Here is a 23,580-nt window from a genome sequence, read left to right on the forward strand (position 1 = left end):
GGTGTGGCGCCTGGCATCGCTTGTCGTCCGCATCGCACTTTCCGGATACCGCGTGCCATGGCCGACCCCGGCGTGACCACCTTGCCGCTTAGCCTGGTGGTGATGACTTACAACGAAGCCGCCAACATCGCGCGCTGCCTGGACAGCGTGCCGTTCGCTGGCGACAAGCTGGTGGTGGACTGCGGCAGTACCGATGACACCGTCGCCATCGCCCGTGCGCACGGCGCACGCGTGGTCGAGCAAGCATGGTTGGGCTTCGGCCCGCAGCGTAATTTCGCCTCCACGCAGGCCGCATACGATTGGATCCTAGTGCTGGATGCCGATGAGTTTCTGTCCGATGCCCTGCGTGTCGAATGCCTGGCGCGGCTACCGTCGCTGTTGCGCGACAATCGCGTGGATGCGGTGTGGCTGCGGCGCAGCACCTGGTACATGGGCGCGCCGATGCGCTGGTACAAACCGATGGTCGGCGAGCGTCTGGCGCGTCTGTACCACCGTGGGCGGGCGTGCTGGAGCGATGCGCGCGTGCATGAGTCGCTGCGCTTCGATGGCGCCAGCGCCGAATTTGCGCCACCGTTCCATCATCTGCATAACCCGACCTTGGTGCATAAGCAGCTCAAGGTGCTGCGCTACGCTGAATTGAAGGCGCTTGGCTGGCGCGACAAACGCAAGCCGGTGAGAATGTGGCAAAGCCCGTTCGTGTTTGTCGGCGCGTTCTTGAAGGATTATCTGCTGCGCCGGGCGTGTCTGGATGGCTGGCGAGGCTTCGTCGTTGCGCAGACCGCAGCCAGCTATGCGCTCTACAAGCGCATGCGTTACTACGAGATGCAGTACAACCCGGACTCGGTGGAACAGGCGCGGACGCAACTGCAACGGCACGATCTGGAGCACTGATGAGCAAGCATTATCTGCTGTATGGATCCGAACGCTACGCGCTGGCGATCCTGCGCCCATTGCAGGCGGCAATCCGCGCGCGCGGCGATCAGGCGGCGTGGTTCTTCGATGGCCCCGGCGCCGAAGATTTGAGTGCCGACGAGCGTCATCTGGCGACGGTGGAGCAGGTACTGGCGTGGAATCCGTATGCGGTGATCACCTCCAGTAATGCGGTGCCGCATTTCTTCCCGGGAGTGAAAGTCGAGACCTTTCATGGTTTCGACGCGGGCAAGCCACGGCATATTTACGTTCGCGGGTTTTTCGATCTGTACTGCACCACTGGCCCGCGCGACACGCAGGCGTTCGGTGCGCTGGCGCGCAAGCTTGGCCATTTCGCGGTCAAGGAAACCGGTTTTCCCAAGCTCGATCCCTTCATGCGCGAGATTGGTGCCGAGCTTGTCCCGGTGCGGCAGCCGCCGGTGATTCTGTATCACTCCACGTTCTCGCCGTCGTGGAGTGCGGCCGGTCTGCTCTACGCCGAGGTGGAGCGGCTCTCGCGCAGCGGCGAGTGGCGCTGGATCGTGACCTTTCATCCGAAGATGGACCCGGCGATGGTCGCGCGTTATCGCGCGCTGGAGAGTGAGTTTCTGCGCTTCGCCGAGAACGACAATATTTTGGAACTGTTCCCGCAGGTGGACATGATGTGCTCGGATACCTCGTCCGCGCTCAATGAGTTCTTGCTCACCTACAAGCCGGTGGTGACCTTCAAAAACCGGCGTCCGGGCCCGCAACTGATCGACATCGACGATCCGGCGCAGTTCGAGCCTGCCATCCGCCGCGCGCTACAGCGCCCACCGGAATTGATGGCGGCAGTACGCGCATTCGCCGATGGCCTGCATCCGTACCGCGATGGCCTGTCCAGCGAGCGCGTGCTGCGGGCGATCGATGACTTTGTCGCCGAGGGCGGACGCAATCCCCGGCGCAAACCGTGGAATTTCTGGCGTAAACTGAAGATCCGTCGCCGCATCGGCTATTGGGGGCGTGGTGCGGGGCGCTGAGGGCGGCTTGCGCCGCTTACCTGCCTAGTAGTGCAGCCGGCGCTGGCTAAACTGCCGAGATAGGGCCTGTGACTCGTCTGCGGGCAGCAACGTCCCGGCAGCAGTATTTTGCCGTGGCGGGCGTCGGTCGTATGCAGTCCAGCGTCGTGGTGCTGCAACCGAAACGAAGGATGCTGCACGGGTCAACGCGTCCGACTATATCGAGATGTTTTACAGCCCAAAACGCCACCACGGTTCTAACGGAGACTATATGACAATATTCTTGATGCTGTTAGGAACTCTCGTTGGTGTGCTGCTATTCAGAAAAAATTGGGCAAGAGCAGCCTTTGCTGTGTGGTCGGTAACTGCCGCCGCGCTGATCGCAACTGCATGTGGCCCGGCGGCTCAAGTATTGGTGGATGACATTCAGGCGGACTATAGGATCCTTCCTCGTCCTCAGTGGGGGACTAAAAACGCAATCTTGGTGCTTGGCATGGGAACCGAGCGCATTGCTGGTGCAGACTCGCCGGAGGTCGGATCCTTTGCTTATGGACGCCTGGTGAAAGGATTGGAACTGTATCGCGAATGCAAAGCGGCTTTAGCAGATTGCCGCGTGCTGCTCAGCGGTGGCGACATGCAGAAGCACGGGCGTCCCGAGGCAGCGGTCTATGCTGACGCATTAGTGCAGATGGGTGTAAGCGAAAAGGACTTGATTCTTGATGAGCGCAGCAACAATACCTGGGAGAACGCTCGGAACTCTGCCGCGCTTCTGGAAGTACTCAGGCCTGACCGAGTAGTGCTTGTGACCTCAGGTGTGCACATGCGTCGTTCTCTTGAGTATTTCGCGCGCTTCGGGATCCAGCCGACGCCTGCTAGGAGCGAATACATTAACGCGATTCCATCGTTCATCCCGCTATCGATCAATTTGACAATCGCGGACATCGCGTTGCACGAATATATCGGTATTGCGCGGTTCCACATTTACAACACTCTTGGGTTGAACAAGAGTGCTGTAAATGCAAGATAAAGCGTAAGACGGGGCAATGCATTGCTGGCAGTGATGACGCTGGTGTGTCGCCGCCAAAATCATTTTCATGCATCGCAACCGTTGACGCGATCCTTGAAAAACTGTCGCGCCTTAGAGCGGCAAACAAAACGTCGCGAGTCGCTGTCTGGTGGGCGCGGGCAGCGCGCAGGAACCGCAGTGTAGGGGATACATGAGGATTCCGATCACTGCCCGCGCCCATCCGGCGGCGACGCAGTCGTTTTGTTAGCTACTCTATATTAGCGCTATCTTCCTGATACGACATTAGCGGGCGGTTCGCAGCAACGCGTCCACGTCCAGCGCATGACCGGCGCGGGCGGCTTTGGTGCGTAGATAGCCTTCGTTCTCGGCGGTGATTGCGCCGGTGATCGGAAGACGTTCGGTGACTTCGATACCGGCCGCGCGTAGACGTTCGGCCTTGGAGGGATTGTTGGTCAGCAGGCGCACCCGCGCGATGCCTAGCCCGCGCAGCATCGCCACCGCACCGGCGTAGCGGCGTTCGTCGGCGCCGAAGCCCAGTTGCGCGTCGGCGTCGATGGTGTCCAGGCCGTCGTGCTGGTAGCCGTAGGCGCGCATTTTGGTGGCGATGCCGGTGCCGCGACCTTCCTGGTCCAGATACAGCAGCACGCCGCCACCGAGTTGCTTGAGCATGGCCAGGCCATGCCGTAATTGATCACCGCAATCGCATTTGAGCGAACCGAACAGGTCGCCGGTCAGGCAGGACGAGTGCACTCGCACGGGCACCGGTGCGGTCAGGTCGGGTTGGCCGATCACGATCGCGACCTGGTCGCGTTGCGCCACACCGCCACGAAACACGACGAATTCGCCGGGGCCGAGGTCGCGCAGCGGTACCTGTGTACGGGTGACCAGTTCGTAACGGTCGGTGGCGGCCAAGGCGCAGGTGTGTTCCAGGTCCGCCAGTTGCAGTGCCTGGCAGCCTTGGAATGCGCTGTCGTCACGGTCGAGTTCGACGCCGACGATGGCTGGCAGCAGCAAGCCTAGCCGCGCGATCTCGGCGGCGCCGGCATCGAGGGCGTCGCCCGGTTGCCACTGCGCGGGGGCCGGACTGTCACGCAGGTAGGCCAGCGTCGCCAGGGCCTCGTAGGACTGCCCGGCCAGGGCGACGCGTGCGCCCTGCGGCGCGCGCAGGCCCAGCACCTGCGCGCGGGTGGGCGTCACGAACAGGTAGTGCCGTTGCGCCGCAGCCTGGGCGAAATGTTGGTAAGACTGCTCGGTGCTGCTGTCCAGCGCCATGACCGCACGCAGACGGCCGCTGTGGTCCTGCATCAATACGGGGCGTCCGGCGCGTAGTTCCGAGGCCGCGCGTTCGCTGCGGATCGCGGCAGGGTCGCCGAAAGTGTGCGCGGACATGGCGGGTGGACGGGGCATGCATGATTCCAGATGGGGGGCGATGACGGCGCTTCAAGGCCGCCATGGTCCTGAGGTGGCGCGCGGTGGCGGTCATGGGCGCGCGTGCCATTGTCGCGCGCTTTGCGTGCAGCGCCAGCGTGTATGGAGTGGAACGCACTGTGCCTGCTCGTGCGGGGCCAGTGATGCAACCGGATGCGCCGAATGCGGCAGCGCGACTGCGGAGAGCGGCGGTGTTCAAGTGCTGCCGATTGGTTTCTACTGTGCCCCATCCCGCCCAGCACCGTTCCGCATGCATCTTGTTCACTGCACCGAGCCGCGCCATGCGATGGCGATCCTGGAAATCTTCAACGAAGCCATCGTGCATTCCACCGCACTCTACGATTATCGTCCGCGCCCGCCGGAGAGCATGGCGGCCTGGTTCGCGGCCAAGCACGCCGGCGCATTGCCGGTGCTTGGGCTCGAAGACGCCGCCGGTACCTTGCTCGGTTTCGCCACGTATGGCCCCTTTCGCGCCTGGCCCGCGTTCAAGTACAGCGTCGAGCATTCGGTCTATGTGCATTGCGCGCATCGCGGCAAGGGGGTTGGGCGGCGCCTGCTGCAGGCGTTGATCGACACCGCGCAGGCGCGCGGAGTGCATGTGCTGGTCGGAGGCATCGACGCCAGCAATGCCGGCAGTATCGCGTTACACGAACAACTGGGTTTCGTGCATGCCGGTACCGTGCGCGAAGCCGGCTTCAAGTTCGGGCGCTGGCTGGACCTGGCGTTCTATCAGCGCATCCTCGCTGGCCCCGCCGATCCGCAGGACGATTGATCACGCGTTTCGGTTTGCCGGCTGTGTTCAGTGCGGATGCCGGGTGGTCGCGTAGGGATTGGGTTCGGTCGGGTCAGGACGCAGGGTGTAGCGTTTGTAGGTCCACTGATATTGGGCCGGATCGCGTCGAGCCACGCGCTCGACTCCGGCGTTGAGCGCAGTGGCCGCGCGCAGCGGGTCCGCATCGGCGATTGCAGGGGGGGGCGGCTGCACGTGCAGGGCGAATTCCAGCTCGTTGCCCACGCGTTCGCACCAGGCGAACAGCACAGTCGCGCCGGTACGCTCGGCCAGACGGTTGACCAGGGTCATGGTCAGCGCTGGCACCCCGAAGAAGGGGGCGAACACCCCGTCGCCGGCTTTGGGCTGCTGGTCGGGGAGGATGCCGACCGCGCCGCCGTCCTTGAGCACCTTGAACAACTGGCGTACCGCTGGCCCTTCCGCACGCACCTGACGTACCCCCTCGCCGTGACGTACCCGTTGCAGGAAGGCGTCGCCGATGGCCGACTCCGGGACGCGGTAGACGATGGTGATGTCCCCGCGTGAGGCCAACCATTGGTTGAGCAATTCCCAATTACCGAAGTGCGGCGCGGCCACGATCACCCCACGGCCGCAGGCCAGTGCGGCGTCGTAGAGTTCCTGGCCGTGGCGCTGGCGTAGTCGTGTCAGGTTCTGCGCGGGCGGTCGTGTCCACAACACCAGGGTTTCGAACGCCTGCCGTGCGGTGGAGCGCAGCACGTCGTGGTGCAGGGCGATGCGCTCGCTGGGCAGCAGTTCGGGATAGGCCAGTTCCAGGTTGCGTCGCACCACCCGGCTTTCGCGCGCGTCCATGCGCCGCCACAACCAGGCCAGGCCATCGGCCAGGTGTCGCAGCCATGGCCAGGGCAGGCGCGTCACAGCGGCGGCGCAGCGGTACAGCAGGGAGGCGCATGTGGCGGGTTTCATCGGCGCAGTTTATCCGTTCGGCAGCGCACACCCGGCTGGCTAGCATGGGGGTTGGTTCGCGCGCGGGGTGAGCCGGCGTCCCTCAGCCGTGTCAGTGGACGATGTCGTGGGTGGGGTGACAGTGGGGTGGTGAAGTCGGATGCTTTTGCCTCCCCAGTTCAGTGTTCGGCGGTTGCGCATGCTCTCCTTGATCCAACGTGTCACCCAGGCCTCGGTCAGCGTCGACGCAGAGGTGATCGGTCGGATCGGCCCCGGCCTACTGGCGCTGGTGGCGGTGGAGCCGGGAGACCACGAGGCCACGTTCCGACGCATGGCCGAACGCCTGCTCGGCTACCGGGTATTCGCCGACACCAGTGGGCGCATGAACCGCTCGTTGCGCGAGACTGCTGGAGGCCTGTTATTGGTCAGTCAGTTCACGCTGGCGGCCGACACGGGCACGGGGATGCGCCCCAGCTTCACCACCGCAGCGCCCCCTGCCGAGGCTGAACGCGGTTTCAATCGCTTGCTGGAGTTATGCCGGGCGCAGCACCCGCCAGGGGTGGAAAACGGTCGCTTCGGCGCGCATATGGTCATCAGCCTCGTCAATGACGGCCCGGTCACGTTCCTGCTGCGCGCGTAGAGCGTGTGATGTGCGTTGATTCGAAGTGAGATGCGCCAGCGCCGCGTTCCTGGTGAAGCAATTCAGGCACGTGGTCCGGCAACCGGCTGTCCGGGCTGTTATAATGCTAGGTTCACTCCTTCATCTCTATGCCGGTGGCGCGCGCACTCATGGCCAACGAACGTCCTGCCCAGCAATCCGACATCAAGCAACTGATCAGCAAGGGCCTGGAACAGGGCTATCTGACCTACGCCGAAGTCAACGACCATCTTCCCGACGATCTGGTCGATCCCGAACAGATCGAAGACATCATCGGCATGATCAACGGCATGGGCATCGATGTCCATGAAGTCGCGCCCGATGCCGAGACGCTACTGCTCAACGACGGCAACACCGGCAACCGCGAAGTCGACGATACCGCCGCCGAAGAAGCCGCCGCCGCGTTAACCGCGCTCGATACCGAGGGCGGTCGCACCACCGATCCGGTGCGCATGTACATGCGCGAGATGGGCACAGTAGAACTGTTGACCCGTGAAGGCGAAATCGCGATCGCCAAGCGCATCGAGGAGGGTCTGAGCCAGGTTCAAGCCGCGCTCGGCGCGTTCCCGTTGGCGGTGGAGACCCTGCTCGAGGATTACGAACAGCACAAGGAAGGCAAGAAGCGGCTGGCCGAGATCGTGGTCGGTTTCAACGATCTGGTCGAAGAAGAGCCGGCGCCGGTGGTGGTGGCCGAGGACGATGGCGCCGCCGATGCCGATGCCGACGAGGACGAAGACGCCGATGTCGATGCCAGCGAAGAAGATGCGGGCCCGACCGGTCCGGATCCGGTCGAGGTCGCGCGGCGCATGGAAGTCTTGTCCACCGAGTACGTCAAGTTCAAAAAGGCCTATGCCAAGAACGGCGCCGAACATAAGCTGGTCGCCAAGCTGCGCAACGACATCGCCGAAGTCTTTGTCACCTTGAAGTTGCCGCTGCCGCTGACCGACGCCCTGGTGCGCAAGCTGCGCGATGCCATGGCGCAGGTCAAGGAGCACGAGCGTCGCGTGCTGCACCTGGCGACCCACGTGGCGCGCATGCCGCGCAAGGATTTCATTCGTTCCTGGGAAGGCAACCAGACCAACGTGGCCTGGGTCGATGACGCACTCAAGCGCAAGCAGAAGTGGTCTTCGGCGCTGCGCGACGTCAAGGATCAGATCATCGCCGAGCAGGAGGCCACCGTGGAGGTGGAGCAGTCCACCTACCTCAGCCTGACCGAGTTGAAGGAAATCAGCCGGGCAATGGCCTATGGCGAAGCCAAGGCGCGCAAGGCCAAGAAGGAAATGGTCGAGGCCAACTTGCGCCTGGTGATCTCCATCGCCAAGAAATACACCAACCGTGGCCTGCAGTTCCTCGACCTGATCCAGGAAGGCAACATCGGTTTGATGAAGGCGGTGGACAAGTTCGAATACCGTCGCGGCTACAAGTTCTCCACGTATGCCACTTGGTGGATCCGTCAGGCGATCACCCGCTCGATCGCCGATCAGGCGCGCACCATCCGCATCCCGGTGCATATGATCGAGACGATCAACAAGCTCAACCGCATTTCCCGGCAGATGCTTCAGCAGTATGGCCGCGAGGCCACGCCGGAGGAGCTGGCCAAGGAAATGGACATGCCCGAGGACAAGATCCGCAAGGTGATGAAAATCGCCAAGGAGCCGATCTCGATGGAGACGCCGATCGGCGACGACGAGGATTCGCATCTGGGCGACTTCATCGAGGACACCAACGTGGAGTCCCCGATCGAGAACACCACCAACATCAACCTCTCCGAGACCGTGCGCGACGTGCTGGCCGGGCTGACGCCACGCGAGGCCAAGGTGCTGCGCATGCGCTTCGGCATCGACATGAATACCGATCACACGCTCGAAGAAGTCGGTAAGCAGTTCGACGTCACCCGCGAGCGTATCCGTCAGATAGAGGCCAAGGCGCTGCGCAAGTTGCGGCACCCGAGCCGTTCGGAGCAGCTTCGCAGCTTCCTCGATATCGACTGATCGCACACGTTACGGCGTGCTAAGCAAAAGCCCCGCTCAATGCGGGGCTTTTTGTTGACTCACGCCAATCGGCTCGATACGGTGTCGGTGCGCGATTGGCATGCGGACACATGCCAATCGCAACGCGCCCGCTCGGCGGCGACGCAGTCGTTTATTGGCGACTGTTACTTCAGCGCCTTGAAGCGCAGCCGCTTGGGACCGGCATCGTCGCCGAGACGGCGCTTCTTGTCTTCTTCGTATTCGCGGTAGTTGCCCTGGAAGAACTCCACGTGCGAATCGCCTTCGAAGGCGAGGATGTGCGTGGCGATGCGATCCAAGAACCAGCGGTCGTGCGAAATCACGAAGGTGTTGCCCGGGAACTCCAGCAGTGCGTCTTCCAGTGCGCGCAGGGTTTCAATGTCCAGATCGTTGGAGGGTTCGTCGAGCAACAGCACGTTGCCGCCCTGCAATAAAGTCTTGGCCATGTGCAGGCGGCCGCGCTCGCCGCCGGAGAGCGAACCGACCAGTTTTTGTTGATCCTGGCCCTTGAAGTTGAAGCGGCCGATGTAGGCGCGCGACTGGATTTCCACGCCATTGATGTTGAGGATGTCCAGGCCGCCGGAAATTTCCTGGAACACGTTGTGGTTGCCTTGCAGCGTGTCGCGGCTCTGGTCGACGTAGGACAGTTGCACGGTCGGGCCGACCACGATCTGTCCTGCGTCGGGTTTTTCCTGGCCGGTGATCATCTTGAACAGCGTGGATTTACCCGCGCCGTTGGGGCCGATGATGCCGACGATGGCGCCGGGCGGGATGATCATCGACAGGTTGTCGATCAGCAGGCGGTCGCCGAATTTCTTCGAGACGTTCTTGAACTCCATCACCGCGTTGCCCAGGCGCTCGCCCGGTGGGATGAACAGTTCGTTGGTCTCGTTGCGCTTTTGATAATCGACCGATTGCAGCTCTTCCAGGCGGGCCAAGCGCGCTTTGCCCTTGGTGCGACCGCCCTTGGCGTTCTGCCGCGACCATTCCAGTTCCTTCTGGATCGCCTTCTGCCGGGCCTTTTCCTGGTTGTCTTCCTGCTTGAGGCGCTCGTCCTTCTGCATCAGCCATTCGGTGTAGTTGCCCTTCCACGGAATGCCGCGGCCACGGTCCAGTTCCAGAATCCACTCGGCCGCGTTGTCGAGGAAGTAGCGGTCGTGGGTGACGGCCACCACGGTGCCGGCGTAGCGCGCCAGGAATTGCTCCAGCCATTCCACCGACTCGGCGTCGAGGTGGTTGGTGGGTTCGTCGAGCAGCAGCATGTCCGGTTTTTGCAGCAGCAGCCGGCACAGCGCCACGCGGCGCTTTTCGCCGCCGGAAAGATTGGCGATCTTGGCTTCCCACGGCGGCAGGCGCAGCGCGTCGGCGGCGATGTCGAGCTGATTTTCCAGCGTGTGCGCATCGCCTGCGGCCAGGATCGCCTCCAGGCGCTCCTGCTCCTTGGCCAGGGCATCGAAATCGGCGCCTTCTTCGGCATAGGCGGCGTATACGGCTTCCAGTGCGGCCTGTGCTTGCAGCACCTCGCCCACGCCTTCCTCGACCGACTCGCGCACGGTCTTGTTGGGATCCAGCTCCGGCTCCTGCGCCAGGTAGCCGACCTTGGTGCCGGGTTGTGGCCGTGCCTCGCCCTCGAAATCGGTATCCACGCCGGCCATGATCTTCAGCACAGTCGATTTGCCGGCGCCGTTGAGGCCAAGCAGACCGATCTTGGCGCCGGGGAAGAACGACAACGAGATGTCCTTGATGATCTGCCGCTTCGGCGGCACGATCTTGCTGACCCGGTTCATGGTGTAGATGTATTGCGACATGGGGACTCCGTAGCGCATGCCGATGCCCGACCGGGGTGGCCGGACAGCGGCAGAAAAGGGATGGCGAACAGTATAACGGCAAGGCCGATTCGGCTGCGGCGGCGCTGTGGTTGTGGCGCTCGAATGAATGTCGGCTTAGCTCGTTCCAGCAAGATGAATACGTAATCGGTTGCAGCAGGAGGCGGTTCAGACGTGTGCGGTGTTAATGCACTCGCCACATCACGTGATGGAGTCGCCATGAACCTCAAACGCGTTGCCACCCTTGTCCTTTCCTCAGCGTTGGCGCTGGGTTGTATGGCGCCCCCGGCGTTTGCCTGGGAGACCTATGGTCCGTATCGCGATTGGGACGGTCGCGGTTGGCACGACGTCGACCGCGACTCCTATTGGCGCGAACGTGAACATGAGCGGCACCAGGCGCGCCGCGCCTACGAGCGCGGCTACCGCGACGGCTATCGTGAGCGCCCGGACGTTGTCTACTACCGCCCACGGCCGGTGTACTGGACGCGCGGCCAGCGCTACTACGGTCCCAACTACGTGGTCTACGACTACGACCGTTACCGGGTCAATCGTCCGCCCTATGGCTATCGCTGGGTCCGCGATGATCGTGGTGACCTGCTGTTGGTCGCGATCGCCACGGGTGTCATCGCCGACTTGGTCATCAATGGCCGTTGAGCAATCGTTCCGGGAGTGTGGCGGCGGTCGTGAAGGCCGCCGCCATCTCGGTTCGCGCTTGGGGCCGTGCGCGGCTTAAACTAGCGCTCTGCCTTTTGTCGATCCTTCCGGAGACCCGATGTTCCCGCGCGACGCCCGTATCGAAACCTACGATCCCGAACTGGCTCGGGCCATTGCCGCCGAAGCCGGCCGCCAGGAAGACCATGTTGAATTGATCGCCAGCGAAAACTACTGCAGCCCACTGGTGATGGAAGCACAGGGCAGCCAACTCACCAACAAGTACGCTGAAGGCTATCCGGGCAAGCGCTATTACGGTGGTTGCGAGTTCGTCGATGTCGCCGAGCAGTTGGCGATCGAGCGGGTCAAGCAACTGTTCGGCGCCGATTACGCCAACGTGCAGCCGCACAGCGGTTCACAGGCCAATCAGGCGGTGTTCCTGGCGCTGTTGCAGCCTGGCGATACCATCCTGGGCATGTCGCTGGCGCACGGCGGCCACCTGACCCATGGTGCCAAGGTCAACGCCTCCGGCAAGCTGTTCAACGCGGTGCAGTACGGCGTCAACGACCAGGGGTTGATCGACTACGACGAAGTCGAGCGGCTGGCCCTGGAACACAAGCCGAAAATGGTGATCGGCGGCTTTTCCGCCTACTCGCAGGCCATCGACTGGGCGCGTTTCCGCGCCATCGCCGATAAGGTCGGTGCCTACTTCCTGGTGGACATGGCGCATGTGGCCGGTTTGGTCGCCGCCGGTGTCTATCCGAACCCGCTACCGCATGCGCACGTGGTCACTTCCACCACCCACAAGACCTTGCGCGGTCCGCGTGGCGGCATCATCGTGGCCCAGGGCGCGAGCGAGGAACTGGCCAAGAAACTGCAGTCCATCGTGTTTCCCGGCATCCAGGGTGGCCCGCTGATGCATGTGATCGCGGCCAAGGCGGTGGCGTTCAAGGAAGCGCTGGAGCCGGAGTTCAAGACCTATCAGCAACAGGTGGTGAAGAACGCCCAGGCGATGGCCAAGACGCTGATCGCGCGCGGCTACAAGATCGTCTCCGGCGGTACCGAGAACCATCTGATGCTGGTGGACATGATCGGCAGGGACGTGTCCGGCAAGGACGCGGAGGCCGCGCTGGGCAAAGCCCACATCACCGTCAACAAGAACGCGGTGCCGAACGATCCGCGCTCGCCGTTCGTGACCTCGGGCCTGCGTCTGGGTACCCCGGCGATCACCACCCGCGGTTACCTGGAGCAGGACAGCATCGACCTGGCGAACTGGATCGCCGACGTGCTCGACGCTCCGACCGACGAGACGGTACTGGCCCGCGTGCGCGAGGCGGTGACCGCGCAGTGCAGGAAATACCCGGTGTATGGCTAAGAAGCCGGGATCTGGGGCCCGGAACCCGGGTCCCGCGAAAGCGCCGGCCCCTGGATTCGCGCGCTTGGCCTTGCGGCTGTGTGATGCGTGTGGTTCGCCTTTTTCCGGGAATCCCGTCGCCGGTCCCGGGATCTGGCTGCGCTGATGCACTGTCCGTTCTGCCAGCACAGCGATACCCGGGTGATCGATTCGCGCGTGTCCGAGGATGGCGCCACGATCCGTCGGCGTCGCGAATGCGAGGCGTGCGGCGAGCGTTTCAGTACGCTGGAAACGGTCGAACTCAAGTTGCCGACCGTGGTCAAGAGCGATGGTAGTCGCGAGGCGTTCGACGCGCGCAAGTTGCGCACCAGTTTCGATCGCGCGCTGCAGAAGCGACCGGTGGGTGAGGAGCAGATCGAAGCGGCGGTGCGCGCGGTGATGCATCAGGTGCGCATGTCCGGCGAGCGTGAACTTCAGTCGATTCGGGTCGGCGAGTACGTGATGGGGGAACTGCGCAAGCTCGATCATGTCGGCTATGTGCGTTTTGCTTCGGTCTACCGCAGCTTCCAGGACGTGGCCGATTTTCGCGAGGAGATCGAGAAGCTTGAGCGCGAACTGCCAGTGGGCAGCGAACAATTGCCGCTATTGGACTTCGTGCGCACTGGCAAGGCGGGCGATAAGTCCGGCAGGCGCTGATGAAGGCGCATGCGCATCGTCTGTCTGGCCGATGCGGCCCAGCATATTCCGGCCCTGGCGCAGGAGCACGAACAGGCATTCGGTACGCTGCTGGGCGACTGTCGCCTGGCCGAAACCGAAGCCGATCTGCGCAGCCATCGCTGCGATACTCGCATCCCGACCAGTTGGATTGCCCTCGATGGTCAGGCATGGCTGGGTTCGGTCAGCCTGCTGCAGAACGAGGCGTCATGTGTTCGCCCGTTTTCGCCGTGGTTGGCGAGTTTGTACGTGCGCCCTCACGCGCGTGGTAGCGGTGTCGGTGCCGCGTTGCTTGCGCATGGCGTGCAGGCGGCGGCGCGGTTGTCGGTGCAGTGGCTGCACCTGTATTGCGAACCGCCGCTGGTGGCGTTCTACCAGCGCCTGGGTTGGCAGCGCCACGCGGATCTACCACTTGGCCTGTTACAGGTTGTGGTGATGCGCATCGATACCGGTGGGCTTGCCGCATGAGCGACTTCTCCGCCGACGATCATCGCTGGATGGCGCAAGCCCTGCGCTTGGCCGAGCGTGGCGCTTACACCACGCGGCCGAACCCGATGGTCGGCTGCGTGATCGTGCGCGATGGCGAACAGGTCGGCGAGGGCTTCCATCAGTGCGCCGGTGGTCCGCACGCGGAGGTGTTCGCGTTGCGTGAGTCCGGCGCGTGCGCCCGTGGCGCCACCGCTTACGTCACCCTGGAGCCGTGCGCGCACTACGGCCGCACTCCGCCATGCGCGCTGGCCTTGATCGAAGCCGGCGTGGCGCGGGTAGTGGCGGCGATGGCCGATCCGTTCCCGCAGGTCAACGGCGGCGGTTTCGCGTTATTGCGTGAGGCGGGGATCGCGGTGCAATCGGGATTGATGGAGCAGCAGGCGCGCGCGCTCAATCGCGGTTTTCTGTCGCGGGTGGAGCGCGGTCGGCCATGGCTGCGGGTCAAGTTGGGGGCCAGCCTGGACGGGCGCACCGCGCTGGCCAGTGGCCAATCCAAGTGGATCACCGGGGCCGCCGCGCGGCAGGACGTGCAGCACTGGCGCGCCCGTGCCGGGGCGATTCTCAGCGGTGCCGGTACCGTACTGGCCGATGACCCCGCGTTGACTGTACGCCTGGACGAGGCGGTCGAGGTGCTGCCGCCGTTGCGCGTGGTCCTTGATGCGCAGTTACGCAGTTTGGCGCGGAGCAAGGTGCGTGACGGCGCCGCACCGACGCTCTACCTGCACGCGCCCGCGTCGGTACCGCCGACACTGCCCAATGCCGAGTTCGCCGCTGTCGCGCTGATCGAGGGACGCCTGGATCTGGAGGCGGTGCTGCGCCTGCTGGCCGCACGCGGGATCAACGAGGTCCAGGTCGAAGCCGGTGCGACCCTGGGCGGCGCGTTGCTGCGCGCCGGCCTGGTCGATGAGGTACTGGTGTATCTGGCGCCGGTGCTGCTCGGTGACGCCGCACGCCCGTTGCTGGCCGGGCTGCAGATCGACACCCTGGCGCAGCGTCGTTCATTGCAATGGCTGGACGTGCGTCAGCTTGGCGAGGACCTGCGTCTGCTGTTGCGTCCGGTTGCTGCAGATGCCGCGTCGACGTAGCGGCGCAGGTGAGGGGACCGGCGCGGAAGGTTGCCACGCCAACCGCGACGCTGCGTCCCATCGTTGCCCTAGCGTCGCCTGTTAGAATGCGTCGGCCGGTTCGCCGGCGACCACAAACGTCTTCAGGGCGGGGTGCGATTCCCCACCGGCGGTAGGTGCGTTCGCGCACGAGCCCGCGAGCGCTTCCCAGGGCCGCCTGCGCGGCGATGGCAAGGTCAGCAGATCCGGTGCGATGCCGGAGCCGACGGTATAGTCCGGATGAAAGAAGACGGCTGACGCGCAGCTTCGCGGCTGTGCGCGCGCCTGTTTGCCTTGTGGCGTTTTTCGCTCACTGTATTGCGAGAAACGGATATGTTCACTGGAATCATCGAAGGCGTCGGTCATCTTGCCGCGCGTGCGCCACAGGGCGGTGATGTTCGCTTCACCTTCGCGACCGGCAGCCTGCCGTTCGCCGAGGTGCAACGCGGCGAGAGCATCGCGGTCAACGGCGTGTGCCTGACGGTGATCGCCTTCGATGCTGGTTCGTTCCAGGCCGACGCTTCCACCGAAACTCTGGCCCTGACCACGCTCGGCACGCTGGCCGAAGGTGCGGCGCTGAATCTGGAACGGGCGATGCGCCCCACCGACCGTCTCGGTGGGCATCTGGTCAGCGGTCATGTCGATGGTCTCGGTCGGGTGTTGGCGATTCACGCCGATGCGCGCGCGCAGCGCTGGCGTTTCGCCGCGCCGTCGGCGCTGCTGCGCTATATCGCCAAGAAGGGCTCGATTTGTGTGGACGGAGTCAGCCTTACCGTCAATGCGGTCGATGCCGATGGCTTCGAGGTCGCACTGATCCCGCACACCGTGGCGCACACCGCGTTCGCGCAGACCACGCTGGGCATGCCAGTGAACCTGGAGATCGACTTGGTCGCGCGTTACGTCGAACGTCTGCTGCAGGGCCGCCAGGACTGATCCCGGCCATTGCGGTTTTTTCGCCGTAGTGCGTCGATGCCTGCGGTGCCCACCGTCTTACGCGAGTCGCCGCATGTCCCCTTCCACTCTCCCGAGTCTGAACTTCGCCTCTGTCCCCGAGCTGCTGGAAGAACTACGCGCCGGCCGCATGGTGGTGATCGTCGACGACGAGGACCGCGAAAACGAGGGCGACCTCATCATGGCCGCCGAGCTGGTCAAGCCCTCGGACATCAACTTCATGGTCACCCACGCGCGTGGCCTGGTGTGCCTATCGCTCACCCGCGAGCGCTGCACGCAGCTCGGCTTGGCGCCGATGGTCCAGCACAACACCGCGCAGTTCCATACCAATTTCACTGTCAGCATCGAGGCCGCCGAAGGGGTGACCACCGGCATTTCCGCTTACGACCGCGCACATACCGTGCGCACTGCGGTCAAGCCCGATGCCAAGCCGCACGACCTGAGCCAGCCGGGTCACATCTTCCCGTTGATCGCCCACCCTGGCGGTGTGCTGACCCGTGCCGGCCACACCGAGGCCGCCAGCGATCTACCGATGCTGGCTGGGCTGGAACCGGCCGGCGTGCTGGTGGAAGTGCTCAACCCCGATGGCAGCATGGCGCGGCGTCCGCAACTGGAGGCGTTCGCACACACGCACGGGCTGAAAATGGGCTCCATCGCCGATCTCATCGCCTACCGCCTGGCCACCGAACACACCGTCGAGCGTATCGACGAGCGTCCCATCGCCACCGAGTTCGGTGATTTCACCCTGGTGACCTACCGTGATCGTATCGCCCACGATCTGCACTTCGCCCTGGTGCGCGGTCCGCTGGACGCGGACACGCCGACCCTGGTGCGGGTGCAGGTGGAGAACCCGCTGGCCGATCTATTGCACTGGCGCCGCGAGGATTTCGGCGTGGCCGCCAGCGACGCGCTCCGCGCCATCGCCACCGCCGAGCGCGGGGTGATGGTGGTGCTGTCGGCGCCGCGCGACAGTCAGGCATTGCTGGCGCGGCTGCGTGCGCAACCGGAGGCCAGTCATGGCAAGGATGTGGGCCAATGGCGCCGCAATGGCGCCGGTAGTCAGATTTTGGCCGACTTGGGCCTGGGCAAGCTGCGCGTCCTCGGCACGCCGCGCCGGCAGATCGGCCTGGCCGGCTTCGGCCTGGAGGTGGTGGAGCATGTGGAGGTCGAGCCAGGCTTGGGGACTCGCGGTCCGGATTCAGGAAACGCGTGATACCCGCATCGGCATGCCGGATCGGTGCGCCGTGCGTTCGCCGGTCCCGAGTCCTGGCTGCCCGCCTGCTAAACTTTCCCGCCCTCTGAACACGACACCGCCATGACCCACTACGAAGGCGATCTTCGCGCTCCCGCATCGGCCCGTTTCGCGATTGTTGCCAGCCGCTGGAACGCCCGCATCACCGACGTGTTGGTCGCTGGCGCGCGCGCGAGTCTGGCCGGCAATGGCATCGCCGAGGATGCGGTGGACGTGATTCGCGTGCCCGGCGCATGGGAGCTGCCGCTAGCCGCCGCGCATCTGGCGGCGGCCGGTCACCACGCGGCAATCATTGCGCTGGGCTGCGTGATTCGTGGCGACACCCGTCACTACGAACACGTCGCCGACGGTTGCGCGCAGGGCCTGCTGCGGGTGTCGCTGGATTTCCGCATCCCGGTGCTCAATGGCGTGCTGGCCGTGGAGCGCGTCGAAGACGCCGAAGCACGCGCCGGTGGCAGTCACGGCAACAAGGGCGAGGAAGCGGCGCTGGGTGCGCTGGAAATGGTCAATTTGCTGGAGCAACTGCCGTGAGCAAGTTCGCCGGGCACAGGCCTCCCCGCCGCGACGGTGTCGATCCGGTGCTGCGTTCGCGCGCACGGCGACGCGCGCTGCAGGCGATCTACGCCTGGCAGATTTCCGGCGGCAATGCGCAGCATGTGATCGCCCAGTTCGCCCACGAACAGGCACATGAGGTTGCCGACCTGGTGTATTTCGAGAATCTGGTCGAGGGCGTGCTCAAGCATCGCGCCGAACTGGACACGGCGCTGGTCGGCTACCTGGATCGTACCGTGGAGGAAGTGGATGCGATCGAGCGGGCGGTGCTGCGTCTGGCCGCCTACGAGTTGCTGTATCGGATGGACGTGCCGTATCGCGTGGTCATCAACGAAGCGATCGAGACCGCCAAGCGGTTCGGTTCCGAACATGGCCACACCTACGTCAATGGCGTGTTGGACCGTGCCGCGCTGGAATGGCGCGCGGTCGAATCTGGCGGTTGAGCATGAGCGCCGTGACCCGGCAGCGCGGGCCTGGGATCGGCCAGCACGTTCAGTGTGGCAACCACGAGTTGCTGGCGCGCCGCGCGATGCGTGATCCATTGCGATGGCCGAGTTCGATTTGATCGAGCGGCTGCGCGCGCGCAGTGGTACGCGCGCGGACGTGGCCTTGGGTATCGGTGACGATGCCGCGCTGCTGTGCGTGCCGGCGGACGAACGATTGGCCGTCACCACCGACACGTTGAACGTCGGCGTGCATTTTCCCGCCGAGACCGCGGCGGCGGACCTGGGTTGGAAAACACTGGCGGTGAACCTCTCCGACCTCGCCGCGATGGGCGCACAGCCGCGCTGGTGCACGTTGTCGTTGTCGTTGCCGCAGGCCGATCCGGCCTGGGTGGACGGCTTCGCCGATGGGTTCTTCGCGCTGGCCGCGCTGCATGACATCGTGCTGGTGGGAGGCGACACCACGCGCGGGCCGCTGGCGTTGTCAGTCACCGCGCTCGGCAGTGTGCCAGCGACGCTGGCATTGCGTCGCGATGCCGCGCAGCCGGGTGACGATGTCTGGGTCACCGGACAGCCAGGAGAAGCCGCTGCTGCGTTGGCGCTGTGGCAGGCCGGGCGGTTGGATGTAGCGCAGCCTGCCACCGATCCGGTCCACGAACACCTGCGGCAACGTTTGCTGCGGCCCACGCCACGCGTGCAGGCCGGGCACTGCCTGCGCGGTCTGGCGCGGGCCTGCGTGGACATCTCCGATGGTCTGCTGGCCGATCTGGAGCATCTGTGCATGCGTAGCGGTGTCGCGGCCGAGCTCTCCCTGGCGGCGCTGCCGGTCGTCGCCGCACCTGCGCAGGCGAGTGCAGCGCAGGTGCATGCCTGGCAACTGGGTGGTGGCGACGACTACGAACTGTGTTTCACGGCTCATCCAGCGCAGCGCGCAGCGATTATCCAGGCGCTACAGAACTGTGCAGTGGCGGCGACGCCGATTGGGCGCATCGTGGCCGGCAGCGGCATCGTCGTGCGCGATGCGGACGGTCGGCCCTGGGTGCCGCCGCGAAACGGTTACGTGCATTTCGCCGCATAGCGTGTCCTGTGGCCCCGGTGGGCGTGGTGTGCCGAGCAGGATGTTGGCCGACGTCAACGATGCTGGGCTGCAGTGGACCCATGACAAGCAACGTGGCGACCTTGGCTGATCCAGTGCGATGTGCGGGTGAGCGATCCGTTGCAGCGTCTCGCTGCGCCGCTCACGACCGCCATTGGCTTGGCCGAGCGCATCGGCATGGCGGTTCGGAGCGGCCCGGTGCGAGATCGAATAAATGGAATTTACGAAAAATTTACTCAAATCAGTTTGCGTTTTGCAACGAAGATATTCGGCGATTTCTATACTTTCCTGGCTGCTGCAGGAGGCGTGGAATCGATGGCTGGATGCGTGCGCTTGGCGTTGACGGTGATGTGGCTGTGGATCCAGCGCAGCGCACCGCGCGCGGGTGTCACGCCTAATCCGGTACATCCGCCGCAACGGTTCGGTGTGCGGGTGGTTGCGATGGTGGCCGCCTTTGCAGCCGAGTCGACGCGCCGATGCCATGGGTTGCTGTCCACCTGCGGTGCCATTGCCCTGTTGCGGTCAGGTTAAGCGCCGCGCGCCGGTTCGGCGTGCGCGTCTCACGGCTGCGCAGGATCGCGCTATGACGATGGCATGTCGTTGTGGCGCGCTACTCCCGTTTGTTCCATCTATCAACCAAAGAGGACGGCTCGTTGCGAGCCGATGTTGCGATGTCCATGAAGATGCATCCCTTATTCGTATCCCTGGCCCTGCTCTGCGCCGGCAAGGCGGTTGCGGCCGACGTCACCGCTCCCTTGTCGGTGGTCATGCCAACGATGCTGCAGGAAAGCGCTGTTGCGGCGCAGCCGGTGAGTACGGACTGCTCCAACGGTTTCTTCTCGCGCTTTGTGGCGGCGTATCGCGAAGACGCCCAGCCTGCCGACCCGAATGCGCCGGCTCCGGCGCGGCGTGGCATGGAGTCGCCATTCTCTTCTCCCCCATTCCCGTCGGCGGAATGGCAGCTTGGCGGAGTGGACTATCCGGTCGGCGTCCCCAACGAGAATGCGCAGTATCCGCTGGAAAAGGCGCTGGCATGCACGCACGTCGGACACTGGATGCAGGATCATCGGATCGAGCTGTACGGCTGGATCAATCCTTCGCTCAACGCCAGTACATCCAGGTTCTCGAACTATCCGTTGTCCTACGACGCGCGGCCCAATCGTGGTGAGTTCAATCAGTTCTTGCTGCGGTTGCAGCGCCTGCCGGACACGGTGCAGACCGATCACCTCGACTGGGGCTTCCACCTGGACGATCTGTTCGGCTACGACTACCACTTCACCACGATGAAGGGCGTGACCAGCGATCAATTGCTGCATCATCCGCAGCCCAATAGCGCGTTGAACGGCAAGATCTACGGCAACGATCCGATGATCGCCTACGTGGATTTGTACGTTCCTTCGGTGGCGCAAGGCATGTTGATCATGGCCGGTCGCTATTTGTCGTTGCCGGACATCGAAGCGCAGTTCTCGCCGAACAACTACCTGCTGACCCACTCCCTGCTGTACACGGTCGATGCGTATACCGAAATGGGTATCCTCACCACCACCAAGCTCAACGATCAGTGGATGTTGCAGTTGGGTGTGCATGGTGGCGATGACTCGGCAATCTGGGATTCGACCAGTCGTTTGAGCGCGCAGGCTTGCTTGCGCTGGGTCTCCAAGAGCAACAACGACATGTTGTATCCGTGCGTGGACTCCTACAACAACGCCTCGCAGACCTACAACAATCTGCAGGAGTTCGTGTTGACCTGGGGCCACCGTTTCTCGCCGCGCGTACACACGCTTACCGAGGCGTACCACATCTATGTGCGCAATCAGGCGCTGGCCACCGATCCGTCGCAGTCGCATGCGCCGACCGGCCGGCCGGGTTATCCGCTTGGCGAGGCGCCGGATTTCCCGCTGGGACGCAGTTCGACGGACGCCATCGTCAACTACTTCAACATCCAGCTCGATTCGAAAAACATGATGTCGATTCGTAATGAATTCATGAATGACCACGTCGGTCAGCGGACCGGCTTTGCCACGCGTTATTCGAGTCATACGATCGGTCTCACCCACTGGGTGTCGCCGGATCTGGAGATCCGTCCCGAGTTGCGTTACGAAAAAGCCTACGATTTCCCGGCTTACGACGCTGGACACAAGAGCCATCAGACGACCGCACTGCTCGACGCGATCCTGCATTTCTAAGCAGGCTGCGACGACTGCGCCGGAAGCGTCGTCGTCGCGAGCCGCGGCATCGCACCGTCGTTGAAGACCATCGTGCGGCGAATGCCGCGCGATGGCACGTCCTCGTATGGCGTGTATGGGCGGCTTGGGTGGAGTGGTCTGCCGGCGTGCGATGCACGTATGCACGGACTGGCTTTACGCAGAATTTATGTGGCCTGCGTGGGTTTGCCACGGAGAGTTTATGGCGCTGGCGTCGATAATATCGACCTGGGCCTAGAGGTCCGTCCGACGTCTTTGCTTATGTTTTCTGCATGTTCTTTCAGTCTCCACCCGGCGCGTTCGTCGCTCGGTGGTTTTTCTTGCGATTCGCGGCCTGCCTTGTACGCGGGCTGCGTGTCTGTACGGAGTTGACACCATGAGCGGTTGGCTTGCATTTGTTTGCGGCGTGGCGGTGATCGTCACTGCTGGCTACCTGTTGTACGTGATCCTGCGTCCCGAAGATTTCTGAGCCGAGTGCCAAGTTCATGATCGATACCTTGTTTGTCTATGCGCTCGCTGTGCTGCTGGGATGGCCCTTGGGTCTGTACCTGGCCAAGGTGATGCGCGGCGCGCCGATGTGCGGCGATGCGCTGTTCGGTTGGATCGAACGCCCGCTGTATCGCCTGCTGGGCACCGATCCGGCGCGTGGCATGCACTGGCGTGGCTATACGGCTGCGTTTCTGCTCAGCAATCTGGTGCTGGGTGTGCTGGTGTTTGCGCTGTTCGTCACCCAGGCCTGGCTGCCGTTCAATCCCGACGCGGTGCCGAACATGCGCTGGGACGTGGCCCTGCATACCATGGTCTCGTTCCTGACCAATACCGACCAGCAGCATTATTCCGGACAGGCGCAGTTGTCGTACCTGTCGCAGGCGGTGGGCGTGGTCGGCCTGCAGTTCATTACCCCGATGATGGGCCTGGCGCTGGTTGCGGCGACGCTGCGCGGGCTGTTTGGTGGGCGCGGGCATGCGGCTGCGGCGAATGTAAGTGCGAGCGCGTCCTCGACCGCCGAACCGCCGCACGCCGAGGCGGATGTCGGCAATTACTGGGCCGACGTGATCCGTCCGACACTGCGTTTCCTGTTGCCGCTGTGTCTGCTGTGGACGTTGTTGCTGACCCAGCAGGGCGTGCCCTCCACGTTGGCGGCCGGTCCCGCTGCCACGCCGCTCGATGCGAGCGCCGGATTGCAGACGCAAAAGATCCCGCTCGGGCCGGTCGCGGCGATGGTGGCGATCAAACAGCTCGGCACCAATGGCGGTGGCTGGTATGGCCCTAACAGCGCGATGGCGCTGGAAAATCCCACCCCGTTCTCCAACTTGCTGGAAGCGTTGGCGATCGTGCTGATTCCAGTGGCGGTGGCGTTCATGGTCGGCCCGTTCACCGGGCGGCGTAAGTTCACGGCATTGGTGTTCGGCAGCATGCTGGTGATGTCGTTGGCATCCACGGGCGCTTCCATGTGGGCGGAGGGCCACTCGGCCAGTACCGCCAGCGCGGCGTTGATGGAGGGCAAGGAAGTACGCTTCGGCGTGGATGCGTCTGCGGCGTGGTCGTCGCTGACCACGCAGACATCCAATGGCTCGGTCAATGCGATGCACGATTCGCTGGCACCGCTGACCGGCGGTGTGGCGATGATCAACATGCTGATCAACGGCATCTGGGGCGGCATTGGCTGTGGTTTGCAGCAGTTCCTGGTCTATCTGTTGCTGAGCGTGTTCCTGGCCGGACTGATGACTGGGCGTACACCGGAGTTGTTCGGGCGCAAGATCGAGGCTGCCGAGGTTCGTTTACTGGCGCTCTTGATCCTGCTGCAGCCGCTGGTGTTGCTCGGCTTCACCGCCTTGACCCTGGTCATGCCGGCGGCGATCGTCGCCAATTCCAATCCTGGTTTCCACGGTATCAGTCAGGTCTTCTACGAGTACACCTCGGCGTTCGCCAATAACGGTTCGGGCTTTGAAGGGCTGGGCGACGGTATTCCGTGGTGGAACCTGACCTGCACCATCGTGCTGCTCCTGGGCCGTTATCCGTCCCTGATCGTGCCATTGATCGTGGCCGCGCAGATGGCGCGCAAGCGCGCTGCGCCAGAAACCGGCGGCAGTCTGCATGTGGAAACACCGACTTTCGCGCTGACCTTGATCGCGGTCATCGCGGTTCTGACTGTTCTGCAATTTACGCCTGCCCTGGTGTTGGGACCGATCGCCGATCACCTGACCCTGGCCGCGCACTGAG

The 23,580-nt window shown here is 63.8% G+C and carries 23 protein-coding genes, 1 other RNA gene and 1 riboswitch; of the genes, 20 read left to right on the forward strand and 4 right to left on the reverse strand.

Features of this window, described 5'->3' with window-relative positions:
* Positions 1 to 57: 57 nt before the first annotated feature.
* From XANALMUS060_RS04890 to XANALMUS060_RS04900, 3 genes are all read left to right on the forward strand, one after another.
* Positions 58 to 891, forward strand: a complete 834-nt coding sequence (locus XANALMUS060_RS04890) for a glycosyltransferase family 2 protein (protein WP_045737430.1) — start codon at positions 58 to 60, stop codon at positions 889 to 891.
* Positions 891 to 1,928 (forward strand): CDP-glycerol glycerophosphotransferase family protein, encoded by a 1,038-nt coding sequence (locus tag XANALMUS060_RS04895; protein ID WP_045737431.1) that lies wholly within the window; start codon positions 891 to 893, stop codon positions 1,926 to 1,928. The genes XANALMUS060_RS04890 and XANALMUS060_RS04895 overlap by 1 nt, the downstream gene beginning before the upstream one ends.
* Before the next feature lie 250 nt (positions 1,929 to 2,178).
* On the forward strand, positions 2,179 to 2,934 hold the full coding sequence (locus tag XANALMUS060_RS04900; RefSeq protein WP_045737581.1) for a YdcF family protein: 756 nt from the start codon (positions 2,179 to 2,181) through the stop codon (positions 2,932 to 2,934).
* Positions 2,935 to 3,052: 118 nt separating this feature from the next.
* Here XANALMUS060_RS04900 and XANALMUS060_RS18300 read toward each other — a convergent pair.
* Both XANALMUS060_RS18300 and ribA read right to left on the reverse strand, forming a co-directional pair.
* A non-coding RNA gene (locus XANALMUS060_RS18300) (sX9 sRNA) lies at positions 3,053 to 3,126 on the reverse strand.
* Positions 3,127 to 3,216: 90 nt separating this feature from the next.
* Positions 3,217 to 4,341 carry a GTP cyclohydrolase II RibA gene (gene ribA / locus XANALMUS060_RS04905; RefSeq protein ID WP_045737432.1) on the reverse strand — a complete coding sequence of 375 codons (1,125 nt, stop codon included), beginning with the start codon at positions 4,339 to 4,341 and terminating at the stop codon, positions 3,217 to 3,219.
* A gap of 271 nt (positions 4,342 to 4,612) precedes the next feature.
* On the opposite strand from ribA, the gene XANALMUS060_RS04910 reads away from it, so the two are divergent.
* Positions 4,613 to 5,134: a GNAT family N-acetyltransferase gene (locus XANALMUS060_RS04910; protein WP_045737433.1), complete on the forward strand. Its 522-nt coding sequence runs from the start codon at positions 4,613 to 4,615 to the stop codon at positions 5,132 to 5,134.
* 27 nt (positions 5,135 to 5,161) lie between these two features.
* Here XANALMUS060_RS04910 and XANALMUS060_RS04915 read toward each other — a convergent pair whose 3' ends face one another.
* Positions 5,162 to 6,076 carry a lauroyl acyltransferase gene (locus tag XANALMUS060_RS04915; protein ID WP_045737434.1) on the reverse strand — a complete coding sequence of 305 codons (915 nt, stop codon included), beginning with the start codon at positions 6,074 to 6,076 and terminating at the stop codon, positions 5,162 to 5,164.
* A gap of 178 nt (positions 6,077 to 6,254) precedes the next feature.
* On the opposite strand from XANALMUS060_RS04915, the gene dtd reads away from it, so the two are divergent.
* Both dtd and rpoD read left to right on the forward strand, forming a co-directional pair.
* Positions 6,255 to 6,695, forward strand: coding sequence for a D-aminoacyl-tRNA deacylase (gene dtd / locus XANALMUS060_RS04920; RefSeq protein ID WP_045737435.1), 441 nt, complete (start codon positions 6,255 to 6,257; stop codon positions 6,693 to 6,695).
* Positions 6,696 to 6,844: 149 nt separating this feature from the next.
* The gene (gene rpoD / locus XANALMUS060_RS04925; RefSeq protein WP_045729215.1) at positions 6,845 to 8,704 is read left to right on the forward strand and encodes an RNA polymerase sigma factor RpoD; all 1,860 of its coding nucleotides are present in this window, start codon (positions 6,845 to 6,847) and stop codon (positions 8,702 to 8,704) included.
* 164 nt (positions 8,705 to 8,868) lie between these two features.
* On the opposite strand, the gene ettA is transcribed toward rpoD, so the two are convergent.
* Positions 8,869 to 10,530 (reverse strand): energy-dependent translational throttle protein EttA, encoded by a 1,662-nt coding sequence (ettA, locus tag XANALMUS060_RS04930; protein WP_045728577.1) that lies wholly within the window; start codon positions 10,528 to 10,530, stop codon positions 8,869 to 8,871.
* Between the two features lie 237 nt (positions 10,531 to 10,767).
* On the opposite strand from ettA, the gene XANALMUS060_RS04935 reads away from it, so the two are divergent.
* The 14 genes from XANALMUS060_RS04935 (at position 10,768) to kdpA (ending at position 23,579) form a co-directional block, all read left to right on the forward strand.
* Positions 10,768 to 11,202: an RcnB family protein gene (locus tag XANALMUS060_RS04935; protein WP_045737436.1), complete on the forward strand. Its 435-nt coding sequence runs from the start codon at positions 10,768 to 10,770 to the stop codon at positions 11,200 to 11,202.
* A 118-nt stretch (positions 11,203 to 11,320) separates the two neighbouring features.
* Entirely contained in the window at positions 11,321 to 12,574 is a 1,254-nt protein-coding gene (glyA, locus tag XANALMUS060_RS04940; protein ID WP_045737437.1) for a serine hydroxymethyltransferase, read from the forward strand.
* Positions 12,575 to 12,718: 144 nt separating this feature from the next.
* Positions 12,719 to 13,249 carry a transcriptional regulator NrdR gene (nrdR, locus tag XANALMUS060_RS04945; RefSeq protein WP_045737438.1) on the forward strand — a complete coding sequence of 177 codons (531 nt, stop codon included), beginning with the start codon at positions 12,719 to 12,721 and terminating at the stop codon, positions 13,247 to 13,249.
* A gap of 9 nt (positions 13,250 to 13,258) precedes the next feature.
* Positions 13,259 to 13,735, forward strand: coding sequence for a GNAT family N-acetyltransferase (locus XANALMUS060_RS04950; RefSeq protein WP_045737439.1), 477 nt, complete (start codon positions 13,259 to 13,261; stop codon positions 13,733 to 13,735).
* Entirely contained in the window at positions 13,732 to 14,841 is a 1,110-nt protein-coding gene (gene ribD, locus XANALMUS060_RS04955) for a bifunctional diaminohydroxyphosphoribosylaminopyrimidine deaminase/5-amino-6-(5-phosphoribosylamino)uracil reductase RibD (RefSeq protein ID WP_045737440.1), read from the forward strand. Before XANALMUS060_RS04950 ends, ribD begins: the two co-directional genes overlap by 4 nt.
* Positions 14,842 to 14,955: 114 nt before the next feature.
* Positions 14,956 to 15,115, forward strand: a riboswitch (FMN riboswitch).
* 77 nt (positions 15,116 to 15,192) lie between these two features.
* Positions 15,193 to 15,792, forward strand: a complete 600-nt coding sequence (locus tag XANALMUS060_RS04960) for a riboflavin synthase (protein WP_045737441.1) — start codon at positions 15,193 to 15,195, stop codon at positions 15,790 to 15,792.
* A gap of 97 nt (positions 15,793 to 15,889) precedes the next feature.
* Positions 15,890 to 17,023 (forward strand): 3,4-dihydroxy-2-butanone-4-phosphate synthase, encoded by a 1,134-nt coding sequence (gene ribB, locus XANALMUS060_RS04965; protein WP_045737582.1) that lies wholly within the window; start codon positions 15,890 to 15,892, stop codon positions 17,021 to 17,023.
* A gap of 102 nt (positions 17,024 to 17,125) precedes the next feature.
* The gene (gene ribH / locus XANALMUS060_RS04970; RefSeq protein ID WP_045728568.1) at positions 17,126 to 17,593 is read left to right on the forward strand and encodes a 6,7-dimethyl-8-ribityllumazine synthase; all 468 of its coding nucleotides are present in this window, start codon (positions 17,126 to 17,128) and stop codon (positions 17,591 to 17,593) included.
* Positions 17,590 to 18,057 carry a transcription antitermination factor NusB gene (nusB, locus tag XANALMUS060_RS04975; RefSeq protein WP_045728567.1) on the forward strand — a complete coding sequence of 156 codons (468 nt, stop codon included), beginning with the start codon at positions 17,590 to 17,592 and terminating at the stop codon, positions 18,055 to 18,057. Before ribH ends, nusB begins: the two co-directional genes overlap by 4 nt.
* A gap of 103 nt (positions 18,058 to 18,160) precedes the next feature.
* Positions 18,161 to 19,135 carry a thiamine-phosphate kinase gene (thiL, locus tag XANALMUS060_RS04980; RefSeq protein WP_045737442.1) on the forward strand — a complete coding sequence of 325 codons (975 nt, stop codon included), beginning with the start codon at positions 18,161 to 18,163 and terminating at the stop codon, positions 19,133 to 19,135.
* Positions 19,136 to 19,261: 126 nt separating this feature from the next.
* A complete protein-coding gene (locus tag XANALMUS060_RS04985) occupies positions 19,262 to 19,684 on the forward strand; it encodes a hypothetical protein (RefSeq protein ID WP_045737443.1) in 423 nt (140 codons plus the stop codon).
* A 140-nt stretch (positions 19,685 to 19,824) separates the two neighbouring features.
* Positions 19,825 to 21,339, forward strand: coding sequence for an outer membrane beta-barrel protein (locus tag XANALMUS060_RS04990; protein WP_045737583.1), 1,515 nt, complete (start codon positions 19,825 to 19,827; stop codon positions 21,337 to 21,339).
* 394 nt (positions 21,340 to 21,733) lie between these two features.
* The gene (locus XANALMUS060_RS04995) at positions 21,734 to 21,826 is read left to right on the forward strand and encodes a potassium-transporting ATPase subunit F (RefSeq protein WP_012917303.1); all 93 of its coding nucleotides are present in this window, start codon (positions 21,734 to 21,736) and stop codon (positions 21,824 to 21,826) included.
* Positions 21,827 to 21,842: 16 nt separating this feature from the next.
* Positions 21,843 to 23,579 (forward strand): potassium-transporting ATPase subunit KdpA, encoded by a 1,737-nt coding sequence (kdpA, locus tag XANALMUS060_RS05000; RefSeq protein ID WP_045737444.1) that lies wholly within the window; start codon positions 21,843 to 21,845, stop codon positions 23,577 to 23,579.
* The last annotated feature ends 1 nt before the right edge of the window (position 23,580 follow it).

This window comes from Xanthomonas sp. MUS 060 (assembly GCF_000963215.1).
In the GTDB taxonomy this organism is placed as follows: Bacteria; Pseudomonadota; Gammaproteobacteria; order Xanthomonadales; family Xanthomonadaceae; genus Xanthomonas_A.

Excerpts from the sequence above, each read along its gene's own strand:
- XANALMUS060_RS04890 (WP_045737430.1), top strand. The coding sequence starts at position 58 with ATGGCCGACCCCGGCGTGACCACCTTGCCGCTTAGCCTGGTGGTGATG.
- XANALMUS060_RS04895 (WP_045737431.1), top strand. The coding sequence starts at position 891 with ATGAGCAAGCATTATCTGCTGTATGGATCCGAACGCTACGCGCTGGCG.
- XANALMUS060_RS04900 (WP_045737581.1), top strand. The coding sequence starts at position 2,179 with ATGACAATATTCTTGATGCTGTTAGGAACTCTCGTTGGTGTGCTGCTA.
- ribA (WP_045737432.1), bottom strand. The coding sequence starts at position 4,341 with ATGCCCCGTCCACCCGCCATGTCCGCGCACACTTTCGGCGACCCTGCC.
- XANALMUS060_RS04910 (WP_045737433.1), top strand. The coding sequence starts at position 4,613 with ATGCATCTTGTTCACTGCACCGAGCCGCGCCATGCGATGGCGATCCTG.
- XANALMUS060_RS04915 (WP_045737434.1), bottom strand. The coding sequence starts at position 6,076 with ATGAAACCCGCCACATGCGCCTCCCTGCTGTACCGCTGCGCCGCCGCT.
- dtd (WP_045737435.1), top strand. The coding sequence starts at position 6,255 with ATGCTCTCCTTGATCCAACGTGTCACCCAGGCCTCGGTCAGCGTCGAC.
- rpoD (WP_045729215.1), top strand. The coding sequence starts at position 6,845 with ATGGCCAACGAACGTCCTGCCCAGCAATCCGACATCAAGCAACTGATC.
- ettA (WP_045728577.1), bottom strand. The coding sequence starts at position 10,530 with ATGTCGCAATACATCTACACCATGAACCGGGTCAGCAAGATCGTGCCG.
- XANALMUS060_RS04935 (WP_045737436.1), top strand. The coding sequence starts at position 10,768 with ATGAACCTCAAACGCGTTGCCACCCTTGTCCTTTCCTCAGCGTTGGCG.
- glyA (WP_045737437.1), top strand. The coding sequence starts at position 11,321 with ATGTTCCCGCGCGACGCCCGTATCGAAACCTACGATCCCGAACTGGCT.
- nrdR (WP_045737438.1), top strand. The coding sequence starts at position 12,719 with ATGCACTGTCCGTTCTGCCAGCACAGCGATACCCGGGTGATCGATTCG.
- XANALMUS060_RS04950 (WP_045737439.1), top strand. The coding sequence starts at position 13,259 with ATGCGCATCGTCTGTCTGGCCGATGCGGCCCAGCATATTCCGGCCCTG.
- ribD (WP_045737440.1), top strand. The coding sequence starts at position 13,732 with ATGAGCGACTTCTCCGCCGACGATCATCGCTGGATGGCGCAAGCCCTG.
- XANALMUS060_RS04960 (WP_045737441.1), top strand. The coding sequence starts at position 15,193 with ATGTTCACTGGAATCATCGAAGGCGTCGGTCATCTTGCCGCGCGTGCG.
- ribH (WP_045728568.1), top strand. The coding sequence starts at position 17,126 with ATGACCCACTACGAAGGCGATCTTCGCGCTCCCGCATCGGCCCGTTTC.
- thiL (WP_045737442.1), top strand. The coding sequence starts at position 18,161 with ATGGCCGAGTTCGATTTGATCGAGCGGCTGCGCGCGCGCAGTGGTACG.
- XANALMUS060_RS04990 (WP_045737583.1), top strand. The coding sequence starts at position 19,825 with ATGTCCATGAAGATGCATCCCTTATTCGTATCCCTGGCCCTGCTCTGC.
- XANALMUS060_RS04995 (WP_012917303.1), top strand. The coding sequence starts at position 21,734 with ATGAGCGGTTGGCTTGCATTTGTTTGCGGCGTGGCGGTGATCGTCACT.
- kdpA (WP_045737444.1), top strand. The coding sequence starts at position 21,843 with ATGATCGATACCTTGTTTGTCTATGCGCTCGCTGTGCTGCTGGGATGG.